At 60.7% G+C, this 25,929-nt stretch carries 21 protein-coding genes; 16 read left to right on the forward strand and 5 right to left on the reverse strand.

Annotated features, from left to right (window positions below; all coding sequences use genetic code 11):
• The first annotated feature begins 133 nt into the window (after window positions 1-133).
• From JNB88_RS12305 to JNB88_RS12375, 15 genes are all read left to right on the forward strand, one after another.
• A complete protein-coding gene (locus tag JNB88_RS12305) occupies window positions 134-694 on the forward strand; it encodes a F0F1 ATP synthase subunit delta (protein ID WP_220355694.1) in 561 nt (186 codons plus the stop codon).
• Window positions 694-2,223: a F0F1 ATP synthase subunit alpha gene (gene atpA, locus JNB88_RS12310; RefSeq protein ID WP_220355695.1), complete on the forward strand. Its 1,530-nt coding sequence runs from the start codon at window positions 694-696 to the stop codon at window positions 2,221-2,223. The genes JNB88_RS12305 and atpA overlap by 1 nt, the downstream gene beginning before the upstream one ends.
• Window positions 2,224-2,247: 24 nt before the next feature.
• Complete coding sequence (locus tag JNB88_RS12315; RefSeq protein ID WP_016556567.1) at window positions 2,248-3,132, forward strand: F0F1 ATP synthase subunit gamma; 885 nt, start codon at window positions 2,248-2,250, stop codon at window positions 3,130-3,132.
• A gap of 23 nt (window positions 3,133-3,155) precedes the next feature.
• Window positions 3,156-4,604 carry a F0F1 ATP synthase subunit beta gene (gene atpD, locus JNB88_RS12320; protein WP_183863688.1) on the forward strand — a complete coding sequence of 483 codons (1,449 nt, stop codon included), beginning with the start codon at window positions 3,156-3,158 and terminating at the stop codon, window positions 4,602-4,604.
• Window positions 4,604-4,840, forward strand: a complete 237-nt coding sequence (locus JNB88_RS12325; RefSeq protein WP_016556565.1) for a hypothetical protein — start codon at window positions 4,604-4,606, stop codon at window positions 4,838-4,840. The genes atpD and JNB88_RS12325 overlap by 1 nt, the downstream gene beginning before the upstream one ends.
• Window positions 4,840-5,247 carry a F0F1 ATP synthase subunit epsilon gene (locus JNB88_RS12330; RefSeq protein ID WP_037132178.1) on the forward strand — a complete coding sequence of 136 codons (408 nt, stop codon included), beginning with the start codon at window positions 4,840-4,842 and terminating at the stop codon, window positions 5,245-5,247. Before JNB88_RS12325 ends, JNB88_RS12330 begins: the two co-directional genes overlap by 1 nt.
• A 144-nt stretch (window positions 5,248-5,391) precedes the next feature.
• Window positions 5,392-5,847, forward strand: a complete 456-nt coding sequence (gene soxR, locus JNB88_RS12335) for a redox-sensitive transcriptional activator SoxR (protein WP_420832182.1) — start codon at window positions 5,392-5,394, stop codon at window positions 5,845-5,847.
• Between the two features lie 64 nt (window positions 5,848-5,911).
• Window positions 5,912-6,682 carry an SDR family NAD(P)-dependent oxidoreductase gene (locus tag JNB88_RS12340; RefSeq protein WP_037132182.1) on the forward strand — a complete coding sequence of 257 codons (771 nt, stop codon included), beginning with the start codon at window positions 5,912-5,914 and terminating at the stop codon, window positions 6,680-6,682.
• A 106-nt stretch (window positions 6,683-6,788) separates the two neighbouring features.
• A complete protein-coding gene (locus JNB88_RS12345; protein WP_037132184.1) occupies window positions 6,789-7,130 on the forward strand; it encodes an ArsR/SmtB family transcription factor in 342 nt (113 codons plus the stop codon).
• A gap of 70 nt (window positions 7,131-7,200) precedes the next feature.
• Window positions 7,201-8,094: a LysR family transcriptional regulator gene (locus JNB88_RS12350; protein ID WP_037132186.1), complete on the forward strand. Its 894-nt coding sequence runs from the start codon at window positions 7,201-7,203 to the stop codon at window positions 8,092-8,094.
• A 170-nt stretch (window positions 8,095-8,264) separates the two neighbouring features.
• Window positions 8,265-8,744: a formate dehydrogenase subunit gamma gene (locus JNB88_RS12355; RefSeq protein WP_220355696.1), complete on the forward strand. Its 480-nt coding sequence runs from the start codon at window positions 8,265-8,267 to the stop codon at window positions 8,742-8,744.
• The gene (locus JNB88_RS12360; RefSeq protein WP_220355697.1) at window positions 8,741-10,297 is read left to right on the forward strand and encodes a formate dehydrogenase beta subunit; all 1,557 of its coding nucleotides are present in this window, start codon (window positions 8,741-8,743) and stop codon (window positions 10,295-10,297) included. The genes JNB88_RS12355 and JNB88_RS12360 overlap by 4 nt, the downstream gene beginning before the upstream one ends.
• Window positions 10,298-10,301: 4 nt before the next feature.
• On the forward strand, window positions 10,302-13,181 hold the full coding sequence (gene fdhF / locus JNB88_RS12365) for a formate dehydrogenase subunit alpha (protein WP_220355698.1): 2,880 nt from the start codon (window positions 10,302-10,304) through the stop codon (window positions 13,179-13,181).
• The gene (fdhD, locus tag JNB88_RS12370; RefSeq protein ID WP_220355699.1) at window positions 13,181-14,008 is read left to right on the forward strand and encodes a formate dehydrogenase accessory sulfurtransferase FdhD; all 828 of its coding nucleotides are present in this window, start codon (window positions 13,181-13,183) and stop codon (window positions 14,006-14,008) included. The genes fdhF and fdhD overlap by 1 nt, the downstream gene beginning before the upstream one ends.
• A complete protein-coding gene (locus JNB88_RS12375; protein ID WP_037132201.1) occupies window positions 13,998-14,243 on the forward strand; it encodes a formate dehydrogenase subunit delta in 246 nt (81 codons plus the stop codon). Before fdhD ends, JNB88_RS12375 begins: the two co-directional genes overlap by 11 nt.
• A gap of 75 nt (window positions 14,244-14,318) precedes the next feature.
• Here the strand turns inward: JNB88_RS12375 and JNB88_RS12380 are convergent, their stop codons facing one another.
• From JNB88_RS12380 to rocF, 4 genes are all read right to left on the reverse strand, one after another.
• Entirely contained in the window at window positions 14,319-16,073 is a 1,755-nt protein-coding gene (locus JNB88_RS12380) for a methyl-accepting chemotaxis protein (protein WP_220355700.1), read from the reverse strand.
• Window positions 16,074-16,388: 315 nt separating this feature from the next.
• The gene (locus JNB88_RS12385; protein ID WP_220355701.1) at window positions 16,389-16,865 is read right to left on the reverse strand and encodes a chemotaxis protein CheW; all 477 of its coding nucleotides are present in this window, start codon (window positions 16,863-16,865) and stop codon (window positions 16,389-16,391) included.
• 213 nt (window positions 16,866-17,078) lie between these two features.
• Window positions 17,079-18,278, reverse strand: coding sequence for an ornithine--oxo-acid transaminase (gene rocD, locus JNB88_RS12390; RefSeq protein ID WP_220355702.1), 1,200 nt, complete (start codon window positions 18,276-18,278; stop codon window positions 17,079-17,081).
• Between the two features lie 11 nt (window positions 18,279-18,289).
• The gene (gene rocF, locus JNB88_RS12395; RefSeq protein ID WP_037132208.1) at window positions 18,290-19,225 is read right to left on the reverse strand and encodes an arginase; all 936 of its coding nucleotides are present in this window, start codon (window positions 19,223-19,225) and stop codon (window positions 18,290-18,292) included.
• 129 nt (window positions 19,226-19,354) lie between these two features.
• Here rocF and JNB88_RS12400 point away from each other — a divergent pair, with 129 nt between their 5' ends.
• The gene (locus JNB88_RS12400) at window positions 19,355-19,783 is read left to right on the forward strand and encodes an Lrp/AsnC family transcriptional regulator (RefSeq protein ID WP_220355703.1); all 429 of its coding nucleotides are present in this window, start codon (window positions 19,355-19,357) and stop codon (window positions 19,781-19,783) included.
• Here the strand turns inward: JNB88_RS12400 and JNB88_RS12405 are convergent.
• Complete coding sequence (locus JNB88_RS12405) at window positions 19,780-25,890, reverse strand: translocation/assembly module TamB domain-containing protein (protein ID WP_220355796.1); 6,111 nt, start codon at window positions 25,888-25,890, stop codon at window positions 19,780-19,782. The genes JNB88_RS12400 and JNB88_RS12405 overlap by 4 nt on opposite strands.
• Between the last annotated feature and the right edge of the window lie 39 nt (window positions 25,891-25,929).

A 25,929-nucleotide genomic window follows, 5' to 3' on the forward strand; every position in this document is an offset into this window, starting at 1 on the left:
GGACCCCGAATTTCGGAAGAAGCAAGAGGCTTCTCTTGCGATTTCTGGGGGAAATCATAACGAATTCAAGATCATAGGTCAGGCGCCCGCCGGGGACCGGATTCTTGGGTTGAAATCAGGGAAATTTGGGCCAGTGGCAGACACATCCCAGCTTACTTCTGGTGTTGCAGAGCGCTATGCCTCGTCGCTGTTTGAGTTGGCGCTTGAGGAAGGCGCCGTCGAAAGCGTAAGCAAGGACCTTGACCGGTTCCAGACCATGCTCGACGAGAGTGACGACCTGAAGCGTTTCGTTTCTAGCCCTGTTTTCTCGGCTGAAGACCAGCTCAAGGCAATCGTCGCCATCAGCGAGAAGGCCGGCATCAGCGGATTCTTCGCAAACTTTCTGAAGGTCGTGGCGCGTAACCGCCGCCTGTTTGCCCTCCCGGGCATGATCAAGGCCTTCCGCATCATCGCTGCCAATCAGCGCGGCGAAATTGCTGCCGAGGTCACCTCGGCCCATGCGCTCACTGCAGCGCAGGAAACCGAATTGAAGGCGGCGCTGAAGGGCGTCACCGGCAAAGACGTGGCGATTGCCGTCACGGTTGATCCGTCAATTCTTGGTGGTCTGATCGTGAAGGTCGGGTCCCGTCAGATTGATACGTCTCTTCGTACAAAACTCTCTACCCTTAAGCTTGCATTGAAAGAGGTCGGCTGATGGATATCCGCGCTGCGGAAATTTCCGCAATTCTCAAAGACCAGATCAAAAACTTCGGTAAAGAGGCAGAAGTCTCGGAAGTCGGTCAGGTTCTCTCCGTCGGTGACGGTATCGCTCGCGTTTACGGTCTGGACAATGTTCAGGCAGGCGAAATGGTCGAATTCCCCGGTGGCATCCGTGGTATGGCGCTGAACCTGGAATCGGACAACGTCGGTGTTGTTATTTTCGGTTCGGACCGCGACATCAAGGAAGGCGACACCGTCAAGCGGACCGGCGCCATCGTTGACGTTCCGGTTGGTCCGGAACTGCTCGGCCGCGTTGTCGACGCTCTCGGCAACCCGATCGACGGCAAGGGCCCGATCAACGCGACCCGCCGTGCGCGCGTCGACGTCAAGGCTCCTGGCATCATTCCGCGCAAGTCGGTTCATGAGCCGATGTCGACCGGCCTCAAGGCTATCGACGCGCTCATCCCGGTCGGTCGTGGCCAGCGCGAGCTCGTCATCGGCGACCGCCAGACCGGCAAGACCGCGATCATTCTCGACACGATCCTGAACCAGAAGGCTATCCACGACAACGGCCCGGACGGCGACAAGCTGTACTGCGTCTACGTCGCTATCGGCCAGAAGCGTTCGACCGTTGCCCAGTTCGTCAAGGTTCTCGAAGAACGCGGCGCAATGAAGTACTCGATCGTCGTTGCTGCAACGGCTTCCGATCCGGCTCCGATGCAGTACCTGGCGCCGTTCGCCGGCTGCACGATGGGCGAATTCTTCCGCGACAACGGTCAGCACGCGCTGATCGGCTACGACGACCTGTCCAAGCAGGCTGTCGCTTATCGCCAGATGTCGCTGCTGCTGCGCCGCCCGCCGGGCCGCGAAGCTTATCCGGGCGACGTTTTCTACCTTCACTCCCGTCTCCTCGAGCGCGCTGCAAAGCTCTCCGACGAGAAGGGCGCTGGCTCTCTGACGGCTCTGCCTGTCATCGAAACCCAGGGCAACGACGTTTCGGCGTTCATTCCGACCAACGTGATCTCGATCACCGACGGCCAGATCTTCCTCGAAACCGACCTGTTCTACCAGGGTATTCGTCCGGCCGTTAACGTCGGTCTGTCGGTTTCGCGCGTTGGTTCCGCCGCTCAGGTCAAGGCCATGAAGCAGGTTGCCGGCTCGATCAAGGGCGAACTCGCCCAGTATCGCGAAATGGCCGCCTTCGCTCAGTTCGGTTCGGACCTCGATGCTTCGACGCAGCGCCTGCTCAACCGCGGCGCACGCCTGACCGAACTCCTGAAGCAGCCGCAGTTCTCGCCGCTGAAGACGGAAGAGCAGGTTGCGGTGATCTTCGCAGGTGTCAACGGCTACCTCGACAAGATCCCGGTCAACCAGGTCGGCAAGTTCGAACAGGGCCTGCTGTCGTACCTTCGCTCGGAAGGCTCGGCTATCCTCGACACGATCCGCACGGACAAGGCAATCAGCGACGATACGAAGGGCAAGCTCACGGCTGCCGTCGATAGCTTCGCGAAGTCCTTCGCCTAATCGGACCTAAAGGACGGATAACGGATGCCTTCACTTAAGGATCTGAAAAACCGGATCGCCTCCGTCAAGGCGACGCAGAAGATTACCAAGGCGATGAAAATGGTCGCCGCGGCGAAGCTTCGGCGTGCCCAGGAGGCGGCCGAGGCCGCCCGTCCGTACTCGCAGCGCATGGGTGCCGTTCTGGCAAACATCGCCGGTGCGATGACGGAAGCCGACGGTGCGCCTGCGCTGATGACCGGCACCGGCAAGGACCAGGTTCACTTGCTGGTCGTCTGCACTGCCGAACGCGGCCTGTGCGGCGGCTTCAACTCGCAGATCTCGCGTTTTGCGCGCGATCACGCTCGCAAGCTCATTGCTGAAGGCAAGACCGTCAAGTTCTTCACCGTCGGCAAGAAGGGTTACGACGTTCTGCGCCGTGAATTCGCCTCGCTGATCGCCGAGCGCAAGGAATTGCGCGACGTGAAGAAGGTCTCCTTCGAGAATGCGGATCAGATCGGCAAGCGCATCATCGAGATGTTCGAAGCCGGCGAGTTCGACGTCTGCACGTTGTTCTATTCCGAATTCAAGTCGGTCATTTCACAGGTTCCGACGGCACAGCAGCTCATCCCGGCATCGGCCCCCACGGCAGTTGTCCAGGATGCGGAGCATGCCGGCGCAGTCTACGAATACGAGCCGGATCCGGCATCGATCCTCGAGGATCTGATTCCGCGCAACATCTCGGTCCAGATTTTCCGCGCGCTCCTTGAGAACGTCGCCGGTGAAATGGGTGCCAAGATGAGCGCCATGGACAATGCAACGCGCAACGCTGGTGAAATGATCAACAAGCTGACGCTTTCCTACAACCGTCAGCGCCAGGCTCAGATCACCAAGGAACTCATTGAAATCATTTCGGGCGCGGAAGCGCTCTGAGGTTAGGGAAAGAGGGTAAGAAGATGGCTAAGGCAGCTACCCCCAAGAAGGCCGCGGCAGGCTCCGCCGGCAAGGTTACGCAGGTTATCGGCGCCGTCGTGGACGTTGCTTTCGAAGGCGAACTGCCGGCGATCTTGAACGCGCTCGAAACCACGAACGGCGGCAACCGCCTCGTGCTCGAAGTGGCGCAGCATCTTGGTGAAAACGAGGTCCGTACGATCGCCATGGACTCGACCGAAGGTCTGGTTCGCGGTCAGTCGGTTTCCGACACCGGTGGCCCGATCACCGTTCCGGTTGGTCCGGAAACGCTCGGCCGCATCATGAACGTCATCGGCGAGCCGGTTGACGAAGCTGGTCCGCTGGTCACATCCGGCAAGCGCGCCATCCACCAGGACGCGCCTGCATACGTCGACCAGTCGACGGAAGCACAGATCCTCGTAACCGGCATCAAGGTCGTCGACCTTCTCGCTCCTTACGCAAAGGGCGGCAAGATCGGCCTGTTCGGCGGCGCCGGCGTTGGCAAGACCGTTCTCATCATGGAACTGATCAACAACGTCGCCAAGGCGCACGGTGGTTACTCGGTCTTCGCAGGCGTGGGTGAACGTACCCGCGAAGGCAACGACCTTTACCACGAAATGATCGAGTCGGGCGTCAACAAGCATGGCGGTGGCGAAGGCTCGAAGGCAGCCCTCGTTTACGGCCAGATGAACGAACCGCCGGGCGCCCGCGCTCGCGTCGCTCTGACCGGTCTGACGATCGCTGAAGACTTCCGCGACAAGGGCCAGGACGTTCTGTTCTTCGTCGACAACATCTTCCGCTTCACCCAGGCAGGTTCCGAAGTGTCGGCTCTGCTCGGCCGTATTCCTTCGGCCGTTGGTTACCAGCCGACGCTCGCCACGGACATGGGCCAGATGCAGGAACGCATCACGACCACGACGACCGGCTCGATCACCTCGGTTCAGGCCATTTACGTTCCGGCCGACGACTTGACCGACCCTGCTCCGGCAACCTCGTTCGCCCACTTGGACGCAACGACCGTTCTGTCGCGCTCGATCGCTGAAAAGGGTATCTACCCGGCCGTTGACCCGCTCGACTCCACGTCGCGCATGCTCGACCCGATCGTTGTCGGCGAAGAGCACTACGAAGTGGCTCGTAAGGTTCAGTCGACGCTGCAGCGCTACAAGGCCCTGCAGGACATCATCGCGATCCTGGGCATGGACGAACTGTCCGAAGAGGACAAGCTCGCCGTTGCTCGCGCCCGCAAGATCGAGCGCTTCCTGTCGCAGCCGTTCTTCGTTGCTGAAGTCTTTACCGGTTCGCCGGGCAAGCTCGTAGCGCTCGAAGACACGATCAAGGGCTTCAAGGGCCTGGTCAACGGCGAATACGACCACCTGCCGGAAGCTGCCTTCTACATGGTCGGCTCGATGGAAGAAGCTATCGAGAAGGCCAAGAAGCTGTCCGCAGCTGCCTGATGAGCGACGCTCTCAACGAGATCTTCTGCTGCGACGCCCTTCGGGAAGTCGCAGCAGAGCTTCCCGCCCCAGCTGCCCCGACGATCTACAGATCGGACGACGGCAAGATGATGATGGTGGTGGGATTGATCCAGACCGAAGAGGGTCTTGGGTATCTTGACCAGGCGATAGTGCACTGCCCGTTCTGCGGGACCAATTTGCAAGATACAGAAGCTGCCGAGAAGGTAAGTCACTGATGGCTGACAATTTCAATTTTGAACTCGTATCTCCTGAGCGTCTGCTCCTTTCGGAGATGGTGACCGAAGTTGTCATTCCGGCAACCGACGGCGAGATGACCGTTATGGCGAACCACGCCCCGACGATGACGACCATCAAGCCAGGCATCGTCAGCGTTCGTTCGGCTAATGGTTCGAAGCAGGATTACGTGGTTTTCGGCGGTTTCGCCGACATCCTGCCGACTGGCTGCACGCTGCTGGCCGAGTCTGCCGTGATCGTTCAGGATCTGTCCAAGGACGAACTGACGCTTCGCATCGAAGCTGCGCAGAGGGAGATTGCCGACACCGTGCATCACGAGCACAAGTCGCGCCTGGAACACTACATCATGGAACTGACGCACCTGCAGGGTGTGATCGACCAGGATTGATCCACACGAACTTCAGCGTTTTTCAAAGCGGCCTTTCGGGCCGCTTTTTTGTTGCTGCTGCTCGCTGCGGCGGTAGCGAACGCCACGACGACTTCACGCGCGCCGGGCACTCGATTATAACCCTCAAGTAATCTTGAGGTTGCTATGATGGAGAATCCATTCCGGAAACTGTTGACTGTGGGTGAAGTCGCCGGACGCAGCGGCCTCGCTGTCTCGGCCCTCCATTTCTACGAGGCGAAAGGCCTTATCTCCAGCATCCGCTCAAGCGGCAATCAGCGCCGCTTCGGCCGCGATGTGCTGCGCCGGCTGGGCATCATCAAGGTTGCACAGCGTGTCGGCATTCCCCTGGCAGAAATCCAGGCGGCGTTCGATACGCTGCCACACGGCCGCACGCCCACCGCCGCCGACTGGGAGCGCCTCTCGGCACTTTGGAAGGACGATCTCGATGCGCGCATCAATCGCCTGACAGCTCTGCGCGACAGGTTGACGGATTGCATTGGCTGTGGTTGCCTCTCGGTTGAAAGCTGCCCGCTGCGCAATCCCTATGATCGGCTGGCAAACGATGGGCCGGGTCCGCGTCTGCTGGAAACCGACGACTAGGCAACGTTCCCCTCGCTGCAAAACAACGCAAGAGCGCTGCTCTATCGCGCCGTGGAGGACCTGGATGTTTCACCCCAAGCTGTTCGAGAATCGTAACGTCGTGGTCACCGGCGGGGGCAGGGGTATCGGCCTTGAGGTGGCCCGACAGTTTCTGGATTGCGGGGCAAGGGTCCTTGTGCATCTTGGCCGCGGTGCCGAACGCGATCTCCCCGACTTCCTATTGACGGCGGAAGAGGATCGCCGGGCGTTTCTCGTTACTGCCGACTTTTCGACACCGGGTGGCACCAGTGGATTTGCCGAGAAGGTTCTCGCAACGTTCGACCGCGTACATGTGCTCGTCAACAATGCCGGCACCATGGTTGGCCGCTTTCCAGCGGATGCCCTGACCGATGCCCAGTATGAAACGATTGTGCGGCTGAACCAGACATCGGTTGTCGAGGTGACGCGGGCGCTGTTGCCGGCAATGCGCGCCGCGCAGGAGGCTGCGATCGTCAACACGGTCTCCATTTCAGCACTAACAGGCGGCAGTCCGGGTTCCGCCGTCTACTCTGCCTCGAAGGCCTTCGTCGCGACTTATTCGAAGGCACTGGCAAGAGAGCTTGCGCCGAATGGTATTCGCGTCAATTGCGTGTCGCCGGGGACGATAGAGACCGACTTCCATCAGCGCTACTCTTCGCCTGAAAAGTTGGAGCAAACCCGCAAGGGTATTCCATTGCAACGACTGGGCACGTCGGAGGATTGCGCACCTGCCTACCTCTTCCTCTCTGCGCCCTCGCTGTCTGGCTACATCACCGGGCAGGTGCTCGAGATTAACGGCGGTCAGCTCATTTGCTGAGCTGCCGGGACTTTTTTTGGCATTTTGACAGATCCAAACAGCCGGCTGCTGCGAATATGTTAGTGTTCTGACTAATACATATCGTTTATGCAACCAGAGATACAGAATGCACTTGCCCACACCGAGATCTGGCATGGCCGATCGGGATCTGCAGAAGCTTTCTGCAAGAGCGCGAGAAGCGAGCGACTTTCTCAAAGCACTTTCTCACCACACGCGACTAATCATTCTATGCCTGCTCACAGAGGGTGAGAAGACCGTAGGGGAGCTGGAGGAGAGCCTCGGCATTCAGCAAGCGATGGTATCCCAGCAGTTGGCGCGTCTCAGGTTGGACGGCCTCGTCTCCAGCCGTCGCGAAGGGCGTCTCATCTATTACAGCGTCGCTCATCCCGACACGACCTCCCTCTTGCATTTCCTGTTCGCGATGTTTCCGGGAACGCAGGACAACTGACAGCCGGCCTTGCGAACTGCCTCCGTGGACATGAAGATGACCGTACGCCGCTGTTCGGCGCGGAGGCTGAATGATCGACAAGCTTGAATTCTTCATCGCGCTCGCCAATGAGAAGCATTTCGGCCGCGCCGCAGAAGAATGCGGCATCTCGCAGCCGACATTGTCCGCTGCCATCCGCCAGCTCGAGGACCAGCTTGGTGTCATGCTCGTGCAACGGGGTTCCCGCTTCCAGGGGTTGACGCCCGAGGGGCAGCGCGTGCTCGAATGGGCGCGGCGCATCGTCGGCGATGCCCGTACAATGCGCGAGGAGATGCGGGCGGCCCGCAAGGGCCTGTCCGGGCATATCAAGATCGCCGTGATCCCGACGGCGCTCGCCATGCTGCCGCGCATTACAACACCGTTTCAAGAGCGGCATCCGGATGTGACCTTCTCCATCATCTCACGCAACTCGTTGCAGGTACTGAGTTTGCTGGAGAACCTCGAGATTGATGCCGGCATCACCTATCTGGAAAACGAGCCACTCGGACGCGTGACCAGCGTGCCGCTCTATGCCGAACACTACAATCTGATCACCGCCGCCGGCAGTCCGCTGTCCGATCGCGATAGCGTTACCTGGAAGGAAGTCGGCAATCTTCGGCTTTGTCTATTGACGGCAGACATGCAGAACCGCCGTATCATCAACCAGCACTTGGCCGAGGCGGGCGTCACGGCTCACCCAACCCTCGAGTCCAACTCGATGATCGTGCTCTTCTCGCATGTCCGGACTGGGCGCTGGGCTAGCATCATGCCGCGCAACGTTGCGAAATCCTTCGGCTTTCCTGCTGAGATCCGAATGATTCCTATCGTTGAGCCACAAGCGCACCATCTTGTTGGTCTGGTCGCGACCCATCGTGAGCCGTTCACGCCGTTGGTCTCCGCTCTCCTCCACGAAGCACGAATCCTCGCAGAGGACCCGGAATTTTAATAGGAATCTTCTATCGTCTGACGAAACAGCATTATTGATCGCTTCGTCCATCCCTGAGAAAGTTCTATAATGAACACACGCGAGCGGTTCTGTCGGCCATAGGGTTCTGAGGAAAGCCCGCCCTGCCCAGCGTCGCAACGTGCAATTTGCAGGCCGTGGGAGGGCTGCTGATGAATATTCATGTCGCCAAAGGCGATATCGCAACGCGCACGATCGCGATCATCGACCATCTCAAGCATCTCGAAGGGCCGCTTCTGCCGATCCTGCATGAGATCCAGGATGAGTTCGGCTATGTCCCGCAAGAGGCGCTGCCTGTCATCGCGAAGGAGCTGAACCTTTCACGCGCGGAAGTGCATGGGGTTGTGACCTTCTATCATGACTATCGTGATCATCCTGCCGGGCGGCATGTGCTGAAGCTCTGTCGCGCCGAGTCCTGCCAATCGATGGGCGGCGATGCGCTGGCGGATCGCGTCAAGGCGTTGCTTGGGATCGACTGGCACGGAACGACGCCCGACGGAGCAATCACCCTCGAACCTGTCTTCTGTCTTGGGCTCTGTTCGTGCTCGCCGTCCGCGATGATGGACGGCGAGGTGCATGGCCGGGTGGACGCCTCCGATCTTGAGGCCCTGATTTCGGAGGCGCGTCGATGACCGTCCGGATCTATGTTCCCTGCGATGCCGCGGCCCAGTCATTGGGTGCGGAGCGTGTCGCAAAAGCGATCGCCGAGCAGATCGCTGCACGCGGCCTCGATGCCAAGATCGTACGCAACGGTTCTCGTGGCATGCACTGGTTGGAGCCGCTGGTCGAGATCGAAGTTTCCGGCAAGCGCATCGGCTACGGGCCGGTGAAGGCAAAGGACGTCGTTTCGCTGTTTGATGCCGGGATTGTCACCGGCGAGAATCATCCCCTCCGTCTTGGCGAAGTGGAGGAGCTGCCGTTCCTCAAGCGCCAGACGCGCCTGACCTTTGCCCGCTGTGGGATCACCGATCCGCTGTCGCTTGATGACTATGAGGCTCACGGCGGGCTCGCCGGCTTGCGTCGCGCGGTTTCGATGCTGCCCGCCGATGTCGTCAAGGAGGTTACAGATTCCGGTTTGCGCGGCCGCGGTGGCGCGGGCTTCCCGACGGGGATCAAGTGGAAGACCGTGCTCGACACGCCAGGCGAGCGTAAATACATCGTTTGCAATGCCGACGAAGGCGACAGCGGCACTTTTGCCGACCGGATGATCATGGAGGGTGATCCCTTCGTGCTGATCGAAGGCATGGCGATCGCGGGCCTTGCGACCGGGGCAACGAAGGGCTTCATCTACACGCGATCGGAATATCCGCATGCGATCGCGGCGATGAGCCGCGCGATCGATATTGCCCGCAGCGCCGGCATCCTCGGCACGTCGGTTCTGGGCTCGGGCAAGACCTTCGATATGGAAGTCCGCACCGGCGCGGGCGCTTATGTCTGTGGCGAGGAGACGGCGCTTCTGAACAGCCTTGAAGGCAAGCGCGGGATTGTGCGTGCCAAGCCGCCGCTGCCGGCTCACAAGGGCCTCTTCGACTGTCCTACCGTCATCAACAACGTCATTTCACTCGCTTCCGTGCCTGTGATCATGGACAAGGGAGCAGCCTATTATCGCGACTTCGGCCTTGGCCGGTCGCGCGGCACCATTCCGATCCAGATCGCCGGCAATGTGAAGCACGGCGGTCTGTTCGAAACGGCATTTGGCATTTCGCTTGGCGACCTGGTTGATGATATCGCTGGAGGAACGGCATCCGGGCGGCCGGTGAAGGCGGTTCAGGTCGGTGGCCCACTCGGCGCATACTTCCCGCGCTCCTTGTTCGACACGCCATTCGACTACGAGGCGTTCGCGGCCAAGGATGGCTTGATCGGCCATGCCGGCATCGTCGTCTTCGATGATACTGCCGATATGCTGAAGCAGGCGCGGTTCGCGATGGAGTTCTGCGCCGTCGAGAGCTGTGGCAAGTGCACGCCCTGTCGCATCGGCTCGACGCGCGGCGTCGAGACCGCGGACAAGATCGCGCGTGGTATCGAGCCGGAGAAAAACCGCGAGCTGCTTGCCGATCTCTGCAACACCATGAAATTCGGGTCGCTCTGCGCACTCGGGGGCTTCACACCCTATCCCGTCATGAGTGCCATGACGCATTTCCCCGAAGATTTTGTCCCCACACCTCTTATCGAAGCGGCGGAGTAAGACCATGCCTCTCGTCCACGAAACCGATTACGGCACGCCGGCCTCGACCTCCGAAACCATGGTGACGCTCACCATTGACGGCAACCAGGTGACGGTGCCCGAGGGCACATCGATCATGCGCGCGTCGATGGATGTGGGCATCGAGATCCCGAAGCTCTGCGCCACCGACATGATGGATGCCTTCGGCTCCTGCCGGCTCTGTCTCGTTGAAATTCAGGGGAGGGCGGGTCTGCCCGCGTCGTGCACGACGCCGGTTGCACCTGATATGGTGGTCTCGACGCAGACGAACCGCCTGAAGGATGTCCGCAAGGGCGTGATGGAGCTCTACATCTCCGACCATCCGCTCGACTGTCTGACCTGTGCCGCCAACGGCGATTGCGAATTGCAGGACATGGCAGGCGCCGTCGGTCTGCGCGACGTGCGTTACGGCTATGATGGCGACAACCACGTCAAGGCTCGCAACAATGGCGATCTCAATCTCAAATGGGCGCCGAAGGACGAGTCCAATCCCTATTTCACCTTCGATCCCGCCAAGTGCATCGTCTGTTCGCGCTGCGTGCGCGCCTGCGAGGAAGTGCAGGGCACATTCGCGCTGACGATCGAAGGCCGCGGCTTCGATTCGCGGGTTTCAGCCGGCATGCACGAGGACTTCGTCTCGTCCGAATGTGTTTCCTGCGGCGCCTGCGTGCAGGCCTGCCCGACGGCGACGCTGACGGAAAAGTCAGTGATCGAAATCGGCCAGCCGGAGCATTCGGTCGTCACGACCTGCGCCTATTGCGGCGTCGGCTGCTCCTTCAAGGCGGAGATGCGCGGCGAAGAACTGGTGCGCATGGTGCCCTGGAAGGATGGGCAGGCGAACCGCGGCCACTCCTGCGTCAAGGGCCGCTTCGCTTACGGTTATTCCAGCCACAAGGACCGCATCCTCAATCCGATGGTCCGAGAGAAGATCACTGATCCCTGGCGCGAAGTGAGCTGGGACGAGGCCTTCGCGCATGTGGCGTCGGAGTTTCGCCGCATCCAGTATCAGTATGGCCGCGATTCCGTGGGTGGCATCACGTCATCTCGCTGCACCAACGAGGAAACCTATCTGGTGCAGAAGCTGGTGCGCGCCGGCTTCCGCAACAACAACGTCGATACCTGCGCCCGCGTCTGCCATTCTCCAACAGGCTACGGGCTCGGCCAGGCCTTCGGTACGTCGGCCGGCACGCAAAATTTCGACAGCGTCGAGAAGAGCGATGTCGTTGTCATTATCGGCGCCAATCCCACCGACGGGCACCCGGTCTTCGCCTCGCGCCTGAAGAAGCGGCTGCGCCAGGGCGCAAAGCTGATCGTCATCGATCCACGACGCACCGATATCGTGCGCTCGCCGCATGTCGAGGCGTCCTATCATCTGCCGCTGAAGCCCGGTACGAACGTCGCGATCCTGACGTCGCTGGCGCACGTCATCGTCACCGAAGGCCTGTTCAACGAGGCCTTCATCCGCGAGCGTTGCGACTGGTCGGAATTCGAGGACTGGGCGAGTTTCGTCGCCGAGCCGCATCACAGCCCGGAAGCGTCAGAGAAGTTCACCGGCGTTCCTGCTGATCTCGTGCGCGGTGCCGCGCGTCTCTATGCCAAGGGCGGCAATGGCGCGATCTATTATGGTCTCGGCGTAACCGAACATAGCCAGGGCTCGACCACCGTGATGGCGATCGCCAACCTTGCCATGGTGACCGGCAATATCGGTCGCCCCGGGGTCGGCGTGAATCCGCTGCGCGGTCAGAACAACGTGCAGGGCTCGTGCGACATGGGATCCTTCCCGCATGAACTGCCCGGCTATCGCCATATCTCCGACGATGCGACGCGTGACATCTTCGAGAAGCTCTGGGGCGTCAAGATCAGTAATGAGCCGGGTCTGCGCATCCCCAACATGCTGGATGCGGCGGTCGATGGAACGTTCAAGGCGCTCTACGTCCAGGGTGAGGATATCCTGCAGTCCGATCCGGATACCAAGCATGTCGCCGCCGGTCTCGCCGCCATGGAATGTGTCGTCGTCCATGATCTCTTCCTGAACGAGACGGCGAACTACGCGCACGTTTTCCTGCCTGGCTCCAGCTTCCTCGAAAAGGACGGCACCTTCACCAATGCCGAGCGCCGCATCAACCGGGTCCGCAAGGTCATGAGCCCGCGCAATGGCTATGCCGACTGGGAGGTGACGCAGAAGATGGCGCAGGCTATGGGGCTTGGCTGGAACTACACGCATCCTTCCGAGATTATGGACGAGATTGCCGCGACGACGCCGAGCTTTGCGCTCGTCTCCTATGACTATCTCGACAAGATGGGCTCGGTGCAGTGGCCTTGCAATGAAGCGCACCCCGAGGGGTCGCCGATCATGCATGTCGACGGTTTCGTCCGCGGCAAGGGCAAGTTCATCCGCACCGAATATGTCGCGACCGACGAGCGGACAGGACCGCGCTTCCCGTTGCTGCTGACGACGGGCCGCATCCTCAGCCAGTACAATGTCGGCGCACAGACGCGTCGCACGGAAAACGTCGTCTGGCATCCCGAGGACCGCCTGGAGATTCACGCGCACGACGCCGAACAGCGTGGCATCCGCGATGGCGACTGGGTGAAGCTGGTAAGCCGCTCGGGCGATACGACGCTGCGTGCCCTCATTACCGACCGTGTTGCCCCGGGCGTCGTCTATACGACCTTCCACCATCCAGACACACAAGCGAATGTCATCACCACCGACTTCTCCGACTGGGCGACGAACTGCCCGGAATACAAGGTGACGGCGGTGCAGGTTTCGCCCTCCAACGGCCCGACCGACTGGCAGCGCGGCTATGACGAGCAGGCACGCCAGAGCCGCCGGATCGTCAGCAAGCTGGAGCCCGCGGAGTAATGACCGAGCGACCAACCCGCATTGCCGTCAAGCGCACCGCCCGCAGCGGCGGTGTCGTGATGCCCGGCGAACGGATCGTGCCGGAGGAGGTGCCGATCGCCTTTTCCTATGGCGGCAGCACACATGCCGTGATGATGGGAACGCCTGCGGATCTCGAGGATTTTGCGATTGGTTTCAGCCTTACCGAAGGGATCATTTCCGAAGTCGGCCAGATCGCGGGAGTCGAGATTATCGAGGGCGACAAGGGTATCGACGTGCAGATCTCGCTGGTTGACGAGGTCGCGGCTGCGCTGACTGCTCGCCGTCGCAGCATGGCCGGACCGGTCGGCTGCGGGCTCTGCGGTATCGAGTCGATCGAGCAAGCCGTGCGCAAGGTGCCCGACGTGTCTGCCGTGTCGCTCAATGTGAGCTACCGCGACATCATTGAGGCGGTTTCGTTGTTAAACGGGGCACAGCCGCTGCATCGCGAGACACACGCGGTACATGGCGCCGGCTTCTACCTGCCGGGCAAGGGCCAATTGTCGGTGCGCGAGGATGTCGGCCGTCACAATGCGCTCGACAAGCTTTGCGGCGCGGTGATCGCTCGGCAGCAATCCGGAGCACAGGGCATCGTTGCCGTCACCAGCCGTCTCTCCGTCGAGATGGTGCAGAAGGCGGCGATCCTCGGCAGTTCCATCCTTGTCGCCATCTCTGCACCGACAGCTCTTGCCATCCGTACGGCCGATGAAGCCGGTATGACGCTCGTTGCCTTGGTGCGTGGCGAGGATTTCGAGATCTTCACACGTCCGCACCGTATCCAGCCAGAAAGTATCTCCGATGTCGCATGATACGCATTCCAAACTGGTTTATATGGCAAACCAGATCGCGACCTTCTTCAAGAGCCAGCCGGAGAGCGAAGCCGCGCAGGGTGTCGCTACACATATCAACAAGTTCTGGGAGCCGCGCATGCGGCGTCAGCTGTTCGAGATTCTCGAAAGCAAGGACAGCGGTTTGAATCCACTCGTCATTCAGGCGGCGTCGCTTATCCGGAAACCTGAGGCGGAAAATATCTCTCGGCATTAGCGGGAAACGCGAGAGACCGGGGCATCGGAATGCCGACGTCCCGGAAAAACTCAACAGCACTGCCGGACTCCGGCCCTAGAATTCTTCCCAACTCCCCGCAGCCGGCGCGGCGCTGCCATGTGCCCTGGCAACGCGGGTAACGAGGTGAAGTGCCGGAGAAGCAGCAGGCCTTTGTGCGCCGCGCTGGGCTTGAGCTTCAGCGAGCCGGAATTGGGCCAGCAACCCCCGAAGCGCTTCCGCCTCACCGGCGAGTTTGTGACTTGCGGCTGTGCTTTCCTCGACCATCGCCGCATTCTGCTGTGTAGCCTGGTCCATCGAATTGACGGCCTGGTTGATTTCCTTGATGCCGGTTGCCTGCTCTTTCGAACCTTCGACGATCGCGGCGACATTCGCATTGATGTCGCCCACTTGAGTCACGATGGTTTCCAGCGCCTTGCCTGTCTGGCCAACCAGGTCGACGCCGTTCCTGACGAGCTCGCTTGACTTCGTGATCAGCGACTTGATTTCCTTGGCGGCGCTTGCCGAGCGTTGGGCGAGTTCACGGACCTCCTGAGCAACAACAGCGAAACCCTTGCCCGCTTCACCGGCACGTGCGGCCTCGACGCCTGCGTTCAGCGCAAGCAGGTTCGTCTGGAAGGCGATGTCGTCGATAACGCCGATGATGTTGGTGATCTCGCGCGAGGATTGCTCGATCTGATCCATCGCTGAAACGGCGTTGCGGACGATGAGGCCGGATTGCTCGGCACCATGCTTCGTCTTGGCCACCAGTTTTCCCGCTTCGTCGGCACGATGGCTGGAGTCATTGACGGTGGTGGTGATCTCTTCGAGGGCGGCAGCCGTTTCCTCGACGGATGACGCCTGTTGCTCCGTACGCTTCGAGAATGAATCCGCCGAGGCCCCGATCTCGCGCGAACCTGCTGCAATCGTCTGGACGCTGTCGCCAATCAATTTCATGGTTTCGGCGAGCTTGGCGACAGTGGCGTTGAAGTCGTGGCGAAGCTGCTCCATGGATGGAACGAAGGGCGAGTTGACCGTTCTGGTGAGGTCGCCTTCCGACAGATGGCGTAATGCTTCGCCTAGCTGGCCGATCGCGCTCATGCGCTGGGTTACGTCGGTCGCGAATTTCACGACTTTATAGACCTTGCCGTCAGCGTCCCTGATCGGGTTGTAGGCGGCCTGAATCCAGATTTCCTTGCCGCCCTTGCCGTAGCGGACGAATTCATTGGAGATGAATTCGCCTTGGGCAAGGCGCCGCCAGAAGCCGGTGTACTCGTCCGTCCTGATATAGGACGGATCGCAGAACATGCTGTGGTGCTTGCCAATGATTTCGGAGAGCGAGTAGCCCACGGCATTGCAGAAGTTCTCGTTCGCGGTGAGAATTTCGCCGGTCGGCGTGAACTCGATGGCGGCTTGCGATCTCGAAATCGCGTCGAGCTTGCCGGCGTCCTCCACTGCCTTTCTCTTTACTGCGGTGATGTCAGCCGCGAATTTCACGACCTTGTAGGGCCTCCCGTGCTTGAATACCGGGTTGTAGGACGCCTGGATCCAGATCTCGCGGCCGCCCTTTGCGTGCCGCTTATAGGCGCCCGTATCGTACTCGCCGCGGCCGAGCCGCGCCCAGAACTCCCGGTATTCCGCCGTCGCCGTGTAGGCCGGATCACAGAACATGCTGTGATGCTTTCCGACGATCTCCATCAGGCCGTAGCCGAGCGCGCTGCAGAAATTCTCGTTCGCCCTCAGCACGTTGCCTTTCAGGTCGAACTCGATGATGGCCTGCGACTTCGAAATGGCATCTAGAACATGCCTTGAATCAGATGATAGACCGAACATTCCCCATCCCCCGTGATGCAGGCGCCATTGCGGCGTCAGCCTTTTGATCGAAGCCCGCGAACATCTGATCCGGTGTGACAGTTGGCATGCGCCTGCGAAACAACCGACAGTCGCGCTACCAATCCTAGATCGAAATTCGCTGGAGACCTCACAACCGATGATCAAGCTTCAACGGTTAATGCCTAGTTTATGAGAAATAGCGAATTTAATATTCGTTCTATAGTAGAATTCGTGATGCATTTCTTATAATGATTGTGTCAGTCAACAAAAAAGCCGCCTCTGCGGGCGGCTTCTGCATTCTTGTTGGGCGTCGTATCAGGCGGCGAGATCGTCTGTCTCGCTTTCCTTGAACATTTTGGCGAGGTTCAGGAAGCAGATCATCCCATTTTCGGAAGCGATGATGCCTTCGCAGAAAGCGCGGTCAAACGAGGCCGTAACTTCCGGAACCGGCTGGACCTGGCTGGACGAGATCGTGAGGATGTCGGAGACCCGATCAACCAGCATGCCGATGACCATGTTGTGGACCTCGGCGACGACGATGGCACTGCGCTCGTTGGCCACCGTGCTCTTCATGCCGAGCTTGAAGGCAAGGTCGATAATCGGAATAACGGAACCGCGCAGATTCATGACGCCGATGACATCGGAGGGCGCATGAGGAATCGGCGTGGAGGGTGCCCAGCCTCGAATTTCGCGGATTGTCGTCGTCTTAACGCAGAATTCCTGATCGTGCAGTCTGAAGGCAATGATCTCAAGCGTATCGCCGCTGAAATTCGTGGAGTTGATCGTAGCCATAAGTATTGTCCCAACCGTCAAAAGCCAGGGCAGAAGCAACCGCGCCACCATTGGCGAGGATGGACTTTGCCTTCAAACCGCGCGTGCTCTTCCCAATGGGAGTTTCGATACGGTTGTTCCAGACCTTAGTGGAAGAGTGTTGCCCAAATCTAAATTGAAGGCGCTGATTTTTGACCGGGCAATGTAGTGAGCATTGCCCAGTCCTGATGCTGCTCAGGCGAGCGTTTTTTCGATCTGCTCGACCGCCCAGTCGACCTGGCTCCTGGTGATGACCAGCGGCGGGGCGAGGCGGATCGTGTGTTCGTGGGTATCCTTGGCAAGCAGGCCGCGATCCTTCAGGGTGTAGCAGTACTGGCGGGCTCCGCCGGCTTCCGGCACGAGTTCGACCGCCATCATCAGTCCACGGCCGCGGACGTCCTTGACGATGTTGGAGCGAATGGAGCGCAGTCCTTCGAGGAAGTAGTCGCCCATCTTTTCGGCATTTTCGATCATGCCTTCTTCGGTCAGGACCCGGAGTGCGGCGCGCGCTACGGCGCAGGCAAGCGGGTTGCCGCCGAAGGTCGAGCCGTGCTGTCCAGGCTTCAGGACACCGAGGACCTCGGAATTCGAAAGCACGGCCGAGACCGGGTAGAAGCCGCCGGAGAGCGCCTTGCCGATCAGCGTCACGTCGGCCTCAATGCCCTCGTGCTCTTCGGCCAGCAGCTTGCCGGTGCGTCCGAGGCCGGTCTGGATTTCGTCGAGGATCAGCGTCACCTTGTTCTCGGTGCAGAGTTCGCGCACGCGCTTGAAGTAGCCGGGTTCCGGTATGATGACGCCCGCCTCGCCCTGGATCGGCTCGATCAGCGCCGCGACCGTGTTCTCATTGATGGCGGCGGCGAACGCGGCGGCGTCGCCGAACGGAACCGTGCGGAAGCCCGGTGTGTAGGGACCGAAGCCGGTCCGGGCGTCGGGATCGGTCGAGAAGCTGACGATGCTCAGCGTGCGACCGTGGAAATTGTCGGCGCAGACGATGATCTCGGCCTTGCCTTCAGGCACGCCCTTCACCTCGTAGCCCCACTTGCGCACTGCCTTGATTGCAGTCTCGACTGCTTCGGCGCCCGAGTTCATCGGCAGGATCTTGTGGGAGCCGGTCAGCGCCGCAAGCTCTTCGTAGAGATGCGCGAGCTGGTCGTTGCGGAAGGCACGGGAAGTCAGCGTAAGCTTGCCGGCCTGCTCGACCATCGCGGCGAGGATCTTCGGATGGCAATGTCCCTGGTTCACGGCCGAGTAGGCCGAGAGGCAGTCGAGATACCGCTTGCCGTCCGTATCCCAGACATAGACGCCTTCGCCGCGGGTCAAAACGACATCGAGCGGTTTGTAGTTGTGGGCGCCGAGGCGCTGTTCGGTGTCGATCAGGTTCTTGGAGTTGCTCATTGTCGTTCTCCTCAGGCGGCGCGGGTCGGACGGTCGAAGATGCGACGGCCGAATAGGCTTGCCGTCAACTCCACCAGGATCCGGGCGCTCTTGCCGCGGTCATCGAGGAAGGGGTTCAGTTCGACGAGGTCGAGCGAGGAGACAAGGCCGCTGTCGCAGAGCATTTCCATGATGAGATGCGCCTCACGGAAGGTTGCGCCGCCGGGCACCGTCGTGCCGACGCCGGGCGCGATCTCCGGGTCGAGGAAATCGACGTCGAGGCTTACATGCAGCAGGCCGTTTGCATCGGACACGACGCCCAGGATCTGGCGGATCGTTGCGGCAACGCCCTGTTCGTCAAGCCAGCGCATGTCGAAGACGTTGACGCCGTGCTCCTTGATCAGCTCCCGTTCCGGTGCATCGACCGAGCGGATGCCGACCTGGAAGACGTTGCGCGGGTCAACGAACGGGCGATCCTTCGGCAGGATTTCGGCAAGCTCGGCCTGACCACAAAAGTATGCGACCGGCATGCCGTGAATATTGCCGGAGGGCGAGGTCGCGGGCGTGTTGAAATCGGAATGGGCATCGAGCCAGAGGACGAAGAGCGGTCGGCCCTGCTTGGCCGCGTAGCGTGCCATGCCGGATACGGTACCCATCGACAGGCTGTGATCTCCGCCGAGGATGAGCGGGAAGCGACCAGCTGCGGCTGCTTCGTAAACGCCTGCCTCGAGCGCACGGGTGAATGCGCCGACGATGCGCAGATTGTGGGCTTTCGGATGGTTCGGCAGGTCGCGTGCGGGGACGACATGCACATCGCCAGCGTCCACTACGTCGTGGCCAAGATCGATCAGGGTCTGGTCGACACCTGCGATGCGAAGCGCGGCCGGTCCCATCGCCGCGCCTCGGCGTCCCGAACCTTCTTCCAGCGGCGCTCCAATAAGTGTGACCGATCTTGCTTGTGGCTGCATGCGTCCCTCTCCTGCTCGCGTTTCGAAGGTATATTGAGACATCGGCACGGCGACAAATAGATGAAAAAGTGCCGATAATGCGCTACGATTGATCAGTTTGATAAGTCTATTTTGACAAAGTGACGGCCCATGGACGATCTTGATCAGGAACTGCTCAGCGCCTTGCGGCACAATGCGCGCACTCCGGTTTCCTCCCTTGCCGCAATAACCGGCGCATCGCGTGCGACGGTCGCGGCGCGTATCGACCGGTTGGTTGCCAACGGCACCATTACAGCATTCACGGTCCGCACCGGCCATGAAACCCGCGCGGCGGGCGTGCGCGCGATTGTCATGATCGAGGTACTGGGCAAGCTTGCGGACAAGGTCGCCGATCAGCTTCGCGGTTTGCCGCAGGTGCGCGCGTTGCACAGCACCAACGGGAAATGGGATTTCATTGCCGAACTTGAGGACCGCGATCTCGTTTCCTTCGACGAAACGCTGCGCCGCATCCGACTGATCAATGGCATCAATACGACAGAAACCAATATCCTGCTGAAGACCAGCAAGACCGGCTTCTAGTATTCGTGTTCGTAGACGATGCCGGCTTCCCCTTCACCGTCTCCACCTGCTCCGGCGCGCAGTTTGACGCCACGGCCGACATCGAGGTTGATGATCGCCTTCGCTCCGCCCTTGCCTGTCGTCTGTTGCAGTTCGAAGTAGGTTCGGTCGTTGAGATAACGGCCGACGCTGACGCTCGTACGGCCCTGGGCATCGGTGCTGATGTCGAGATCGTCGACGCCAAGCTGGTTGCGAAGACCTTGGAACAGCGATCCGGACCGACCGCCGGCCAGCTGGGCGACGGCATCCGCTAATTGCGCGATCTGAACCGGCGACAGCCTCGACAACGACTGGCCGAATATCAGCTGTGCTAGAACTTCGTCCTGCGGCAAGGCCGGTGACGAAGAGAAGGTGATCGAAGGATCGGTCGCAAGCCCCGTCACATCGACCGTCAGCGTTGTCGAGCCGGATGTCGAACTGGCTTCCATGTCGAGTGCAGGGGTGAGATCGCCCGCAAACGTGATCCGGCTCCTGTTGGTAAAATCGAGGCGGCGATTGAGAATCGTCAGTCGACCGCGCCGCATGGTGAAGCCGCCTGAAACGATCGGCTCCGCCGCTGTTCCCCGGATCGTGACGCTGCCGCCGAGTTCGGCATCGATGCCGCGACCGCGCACGAAGATCTGGGAGGGAGCGTCCAACTGCAGATCAAGATTGAGGGTGTTCGATTTTGTGCGCGCGCCCTGCTGGCTCTCGTCGCGCAACTGGGCGAGAACGTTCCTCGGTGCGTTGATGTGCCGGATGTCGATTTCGCGCAGCGAGTTCGGCAGCTTCTCGGGCACGGTGATCGATGCCCGTTCCAGCCGCAATCTGCCATTCAGCGTCGGGCCGGCGAGCAGAGGGCCGCGCAGGCCGATCGTGCCATCGACGGTTGCCACGACGAGCGTGCCATCGACATAGACGGCTCTGTCGAGCCGCACGTCGATGTTGGCCGGGAAATTGGCGTCTGGCCGTATCCCGACGCTGCCGGACGCGGAGACGCTGCCACCACTGGCAAGTTGTCCGGTAAGGCGCGAGATCACCGCCTCGTTGCCGTTGAAGCGGATGTCGGCTGACAGGTTGTTGACGGCAAGGTTGCGGCGAACATCGATGAACCTTGCACCGCTCGTCGTCACCGTGCCGTTCACCGACGGGGCGGCCGCAGTGCCGCTGATCTGCAGATTGAGGTTGGCAGTGCCCTCGGCGACAAAGCCTTGTGCGGCAAGCTGCGTGCCCAGGACCGCGAAAGGCAGGTTTCCGGAGAAGCGCATGTCCATCGCACGATTGCCGGTGATGGTAATGCTGCCGCCACCCCTCAGCGAGAGCCCTGCATCGCCGGCGAGATTGGTGTCGATCGTCAAACGATTGTTGTTCAAGCGTCCGTTCGCGGCGATGGTAAGGGGCGACAGTCCGGCACTTCGGGTCTGGCTGGTTGCAGCACCCCGCCAGTCAAGATTGAAGTCCACTGTGGGCAGGGGGAGCCTGCCTGACGCCTTGACCGAGCCGGAAATATTACCTTCGGCGGCAAGCGCGGGAACGAACGCGTTTGCGAGACCGGCAGGCAAATTGGAGATGTCGGCATCAATGGCGAGCGAGCGGGCATTCGGCCCCGTCACGACGAAGTTGCCACCAGCTTTCATCGACACGCCGCTGCCGCCGAGGTTCGTGTTGAAGTCGAGCCTGCCATTCGCGAGCTTGCCGGCTGCGTTGGCGGATAGCGGCCGGATGCCGGATGCTCTTGTCTGTGTGGTTGCCGCGTCCCGCCAGTCCGCCTTGAAATCGATGATCGGATTGGCTGGCGTTCCAGACGTCTTTGCCGAGCCCGATATCGTCCCCTCCGCGCCGAGGTTCGGGACGAAGCCATTCGCAAGGCTCGCCGGAAGGTTCGCGATATCCGCGTCGACCGAAAGGCCCTGAACGCTCGCGCCTTGCAGGTTTGCCGTGCCCCTCGCTTTCAGTAGCGTGCTGCGGCTGCTGTTCAACGTCGCGTCGAAGGAAATCTTGTTGTCGGTGATGTTGCCGGCGGCGTTCAGTCGAAGGCCGGAAAGGTTGGCGGCTCTGGTCTGGCGCGTCCCGGCATTATTCCAGTCGAGCTTGAAGTCGACGGCCGGCACAGGAAGCGAGCCGGAGGCAGTTGCCGTCCCGGAGATCGTTCCTTCAGCACCTAGATCCGGCATGAAATTATTGATGAGTGCGGCAGGAAGATTGCTGAGCGTCGCATTCGCCTGCAGACCCTTCACGGCGGTGCCTTCAATTGTCACCTTGCCGTTCGCTTTCAGAGCGGAGCCGCCATCGCCGTCCAGGTTTGTCTCGAAGTCGAGCGTATTGTTGGCAAAGGTTCCCCTTGCGCCGAGCGCGAGGGCAGATAGACGCGCCGCTTTTGTCTGGGCGGTCGCAAGGTCCTTCCAGGTGACGTCGAATTTTGCCGCCGGCTGTTGAAGCGTTCCGGAGGCAGAGGCGGTCCCAGAGATCGTGCCGCTTGCGCCCAGATTGGGGACGAAGGCGTTCGCGAGGCTCGCCGGAACGTTGCGTATCGTTGCATCGGCCGTCAGGCTCTCGATTGTCGTGCCCGCCAGTGAGAGGTTGCCCGAGGCGTTCAGTGCCATGCCGCCGTTCGCGGTGAGGTCGCTTTTGACCGTCAGCTTTCCGTCTGCAAAGTCGCCGTTCGCCGTCATCCTGATGCCGGAAAGGCGGGCCGCTTTCGTGTGGCTGGTTGCAGCATCCTTCCAAGAAAGATCGAATGTTGCTGCGGGTGTCGGCAACTTGCCCGACGCTGATACGCTTCCTGATATCAATCCTTCCGCAGCCAGATTCGGGACGAAGCTATTGGCCAGGGCTGCCGGAATATTGGCTACCTGTCCTTCGAGCTTCAACGTCTGGGCATCGGCACCAGCCACCACAAAATTGCCGGTGGCTTGCAGCGAAAGACCGCCGCTACCGCGGGCGCCGGCATCGAAGTTCAGAATATTGTCCTTGAGGTTGCCGTTCGCCGTCACCCCCAGAGACGAGAGTTTGGCGCTTTTGGTCTGGCTTGTTGCGGCGTTCTTCCAGTTCAGCTTGAAATCGAGTGTCGGAGCCGGAAGCTTTCCCGCCGCAGTGACGTTACCCGAAATGGAACCCTCGGCAGCCAGGCCGGGAACAAACGCGTTCGCCAATCCGGCGGGGACGTTGACGATATCGCCGTCGATATTCAGCGTCTGCGCGTCCGGGCCACCGGTCACGACACTGCCGGAGGCCTTCAGCGATACCCCGCCCTTGCCGCTTGCGTTTGTTTCGAAGTCGAGCGTGTTGTTGGCGAACTTCCCGTTCGCATCAATCGCTAGGGGTGCGAGCCCTGCGCCCTTCGTCTGGCTGGTGGCCGCATCCTTCCAATCCAGCTCGAAATTGACGATCGGCGCTGCAGGTATGCCGGTGACGGTGACCTTGCCTGAGATTGTCCCTGCGGCATCGAGCTTCGGGACGAAGTTGTTGGCAAGGCTTGCAGGCAAGTTCCTGATATCAGCCTTGATATCAAGTGTTTCGCCGACCGAACCACTAACGTGAACCGAGCCGTCGCCGGTCTTGAGTTCCATCGCATTCAGCGCGACGGTGCCGCCGCTGATCGACACTTCCGACGGCGACGATAGTTCTACCAGGATGCCGCGTGGTTTCGCCGAGAAGCGGTCGAGACGAAGCAGCGTCGTACCGGCATTCACTTCGACATTGCCAGCCGCCACAAGCGGCTCCCTGTCATAGGTCGCGTCGAGATCGAAGTTCGTGCGGTTCTGTTGCTGCGTGAAGTTCAGCGCTAGGCCTTCCGCCTTGTTGGGACCTGAAGCGAGCTCATCCGCCTTGATCGTGCCTGTTGCGGCGAAAGCCTTGAGGTCGTTGACCACAATGTTGACGTTCGGGTTGATGACCACAAGCGTGCCACGCTTCAGGCCGCTGCCGGATGCAACAACTTTGAGGGCGATCTTGCCGTTGTCATTGGCAATATCGACCGATCCCTTCAGGTCGCCCTCTGCCTTCTGTCCTCCAAGCGCGGCGAGAAGGCTGAGATCGGGGAAGTCGAATGTCAGCGCGCCTGTTGGTTCGAAGCTCGGGGACAACTCAACGTTGCCGGTCAGCCGATTGCTGCCTACGTCGGCCGCGATCGATGGAAGCTGTATCTTGCCATCCACTGCCTGAACGGATGTGCTGACATTGATCGGCTGGTCGTCAATCGTGCCCTTGGCAGTGATATCGGCCCTCGGCGCCTCCGGGTTTGCCGTTCCGGAAAGATTGACTTCGAGCTCTTTGACCTGCCGGCCGGCCATCACGAGCGAGGGTCCCTTGATGTTTGCCGTTAGCGCCAGAGCAGAGACGTTCCCCTTCGCACTAAGCTGGTAGTCAAGTTGGCCCGTTGCACCTTGCAACAGCGCTTGGATATCAGGGATGCGACCGGAGAGATTGGCATCGAGCGTGTCCTCATCGAGTACGACCCCGCCCGTGGCCTCCAGTGCGTTCGACTTGATGGAAAGATTTGAGACGTTGAATTTCGAGGGAAGTGTCCCGGCTACCTGGCTTTCGATTACGATCGGCGAAGTGAAGCGGGCTGCGACTGCCGGCGGCAGTGCCGCCGGTTGAACGGTGAGCTTGACGTTGCCGGTCAACGAGCTGGCGCTCAATTTATAGGCGCCGTTGAGGCCTGCGTTGGCGGCTGCGCTTTCTATTGTCGCGCCGTTGAAACCAAGCGTATCCGATGAGATCTGCAGCGGCAGAGTAATCGTGACAGGACCCCGAACCGCTCGGTTCAGGTCGGGGTTGACGAACGAAGTGTCACCCGCTGCGAGCGTGATCTGAACGCTCCCGGAGCGGCCGGCGAGATTGAAGTTGTCGCTTTTTGCCGTCAGCTTCACGTTGCCCATCGTGGCCTGCGGCAGCGCGGCGGAATCGAGTGAGGCGCTCGCGTTGAGGCGGGATGCCTTAGCATCGCCGGTCAGCGAAAGATTGATGCCTGATATCAGGAAGCGCGCTTCGCCCTCGGCCAGTGGCCAGCGGAAATCGACGGGCCCCGACGTTCCCAAAAGGTTGGCGTTCAGGCTGTTCTTGCCCTTTGGATCCAGCGTGCCTGATGCAGCAATCACAACGGCGCCTGTCGCCAGATTCCCGGTCTGAATATCGATCTTGCCCTTGTTGTCGAAGGTCGCGGCAAGGTCGATGTTCGTCTGCCCCGCAAAAAGCGGGCGGAAGGCGGCCGGCAACAGCGAACTGAGGTCACCGCCGCCCTTGAGGTCGAGGTGGTGGAGATTATCAGGCGTCAGCGTGTGGTGTGCCTGGATCGCGGCGCGCTGCTGTCCATCGAGCGCTGCCTGTAGCTGGCCTCGCCAGTCGGAGATCGGTCCGTCGCCCGTCAGGCCGATTTCCACGGCCGGGTTGCCGGGCAGCGCAAGGAGGCCTGCGAGCAGGCCGCCCTTCGGCTCCGTGAGCTTCGCCTTCAGGCGCAACTGGTTGCGATCCGGCATGAAGGCCACATCGGCGACGAGCTTTGCGTCGGGAGCATCATGACGGCGGACGTTGATCGATGCGTTCCCACCTTCGTTGTCGGCGCGCACGCTGCCGTCAGCGGCAAGCGAGAAGGCTCGCCCGATCAGCGATTGGGCGAGGTTGATTTCCGGCAGGGAGATCCTGTCGATATCGATCGTCACAGGTAGCGAAAAGCCGCCTTCACCTTCGCCTTCCGCGGCCGGACGCGACGGGAGCGTGCGAACGGGTTGGCGCAGGATGTGGATCGCTGCAGTTTCGACACTTCTGGCGTGGAACCGGCCGGTCAGCAGGGCCAGGGGATTCCAGTTTATCGCAAGCCCGTCGACCTGCGCGAAGATGCCCTTCGTGTCCGAAAGCACGATCTGGCTGGCGCGCAAGCCACCGGTCAGCAGCCCTTCGGGATTCTCGACCCTGATGGTCATATCCCGGTTGGAGAGGCTCGAGGCGACGCGGTCGGTGACGATGCGTGCGCCAAAGGATGTGAAGCCAAAGACACCGATGGCGATGGCAAGCAGGACCAGAACGACACCAACGGAATAGCCGAGCAGCCGCACGATCCAGTTCAAGATTTTCGCCAGTGTCTGCATGGTCGCGGACATTACTCCGTTTCTATGGCGGCTCAAGGC

This window comes from Rhizobium cauense (assembly GCF_019511525.1).
GTDB lineage: Bacteria > Pseudomonadota > Alphaproteobacteria > Rhizobiales > Rhizobiaceae > Rhizobium > Rhizobium cauense.

What these genes read in the sequence shown, in the direction of transcription:
- atpA (WP_220355695.1), top strand. Translation starts at nt 694, where the DNA reads ATGGATATCCGCGCTGCGGAAATTTCCGCAATTCTCAAAGACCAGATC.
- JNB88_RS12315 (WP_016556567.1), top strand. Translation starts at nt 2,248, where the DNA reads ATGCCTTCACTTAAGGATCTGAAAAACCGGATCGCCTCCGTCAAGGCG.
- atpD (WP_183863688.1), top strand. Translation starts at nt 3,156, where the DNA reads ATGGCTAAGGCAGCTACCCCCAAGAAGGCCGCGGCAGGCTCCGCCGGC.
- JNB88_RS12325 (WP_016556565.1), top strand. Translation starts at nt 4,604, where the DNA reads ATGAGCGACGCTCTCAACGAGATCTTCTGCTGCGACGCCCTTCGGGAA.
- JNB88_RS12330 (WP_037132178.1), top strand. Translation starts at nt 4,840, where the DNA reads ATGGCTGACAATTTCAATTTTGAACTCGTATCTCCTGAGCGTCTGCTC.
- soxR (WP_420832182.1), top strand. Translation starts at nt 5,392, where the DNA reads ATGATGGAGAATCCATTCCGGAAACTGTTGACTGTGGGTGAAGTCGCC.
- JNB88_RS12340 (WP_037132182.1), top strand. Translation starts at nt 5,912, where the DNA reads ATGTTTCACCCCAAGCTGTTCGAGAATCGTAACGTCGTGGTCACCGGC.
- JNB88_RS12345 (WP_037132184.1), top strand. Translation starts at nt 6,789, where the DNA reads ATGCACTTGCCCACACCGAGATCTGGCATGGCCGATCGGGATCTGCAG.
- JNB88_RS12350 (WP_037132186.1), top strand. Translation starts at nt 7,201, where the DNA reads ATGATCGACAAGCTTGAATTCTTCATCGCGCTCGCCAATGAGAAGCAT.
- JNB88_RS12355 (WP_220355696.1), top strand. Translation starts at nt 8,265, where the DNA reads ATGAATATTCATGTCGCCAAAGGCGATATCGCAACGCGCACGATCGCG.
- JNB88_RS12360 (WP_220355697.1), top strand. Translation starts at nt 8,741, where the DNA reads ATGACCGTCCGGATCTATGTTCCCTGCGATGCCGCGGCCCAGTCATTG.
- fdhF (WP_220355698.1), top strand. Translation starts at nt 10,302, where the DNA reads ATGCCTCTCGTCCACGAAACCGATTACGGCACGCCGGCCTCGACCTCC.
- fdhD (WP_220355699.1), top strand. Translation starts at nt 13,181, where the DNA reads ATGACCGAGCGACCAACCCGCATTGCCGTCAAGCGCACCGCCCGCAGC.
- JNB88_RS12375 (WP_037132201.1), top strand. Translation starts at nt 13,998, where the DNA reads ATGTCGCATGATACGCATTCCAAACTGGTTTATATGGCAAACCAGATC.
- JNB88_RS12380 (WP_220355700.1), bottom strand. Translation starts at nt 16,073, where the DNA reads ATGTTCGGTCTATCATCTGATTCAAGGCATGTTCTAGATGCCATTTCG.
- JNB88_RS12385 (WP_220355701.1), bottom strand. Translation starts at nt 16,865, where the DNA reads ATGGCTACGATCAACTCCACGAATTTCAGCGGCGATACGCTTGAGATC.
- rocD (WP_220355702.1), bottom strand. Translation starts at nt 18,278, where the DNA reads ATGAGCAACTCCAAGAACCTGATCGACACCGAACAGCGCCTCGGCGCC.
- rocF (WP_037132208.1), bottom strand. Translation starts at nt 19,225, where the DNA reads ATGCAGCCACAAGCAAGATCGGTCACACTTATTGGAGCGCCGCTGGAA.
- JNB88_RS12400 (WP_220355703.1), top strand. Translation starts at nt 19,355, where the DNA reads ATGGACGATCTTGATCAGGAACTGCTCAGCGCCTTGCGGCACAATGCG.
- JNB88_RS12405 (WP_220355796.1), bottom strand. Translation starts at nt 25,890, where the DNA reads ATGCAGACACTGGCGAAAATCTTGAACTGGATCGTGCGGCTGCTCGGC.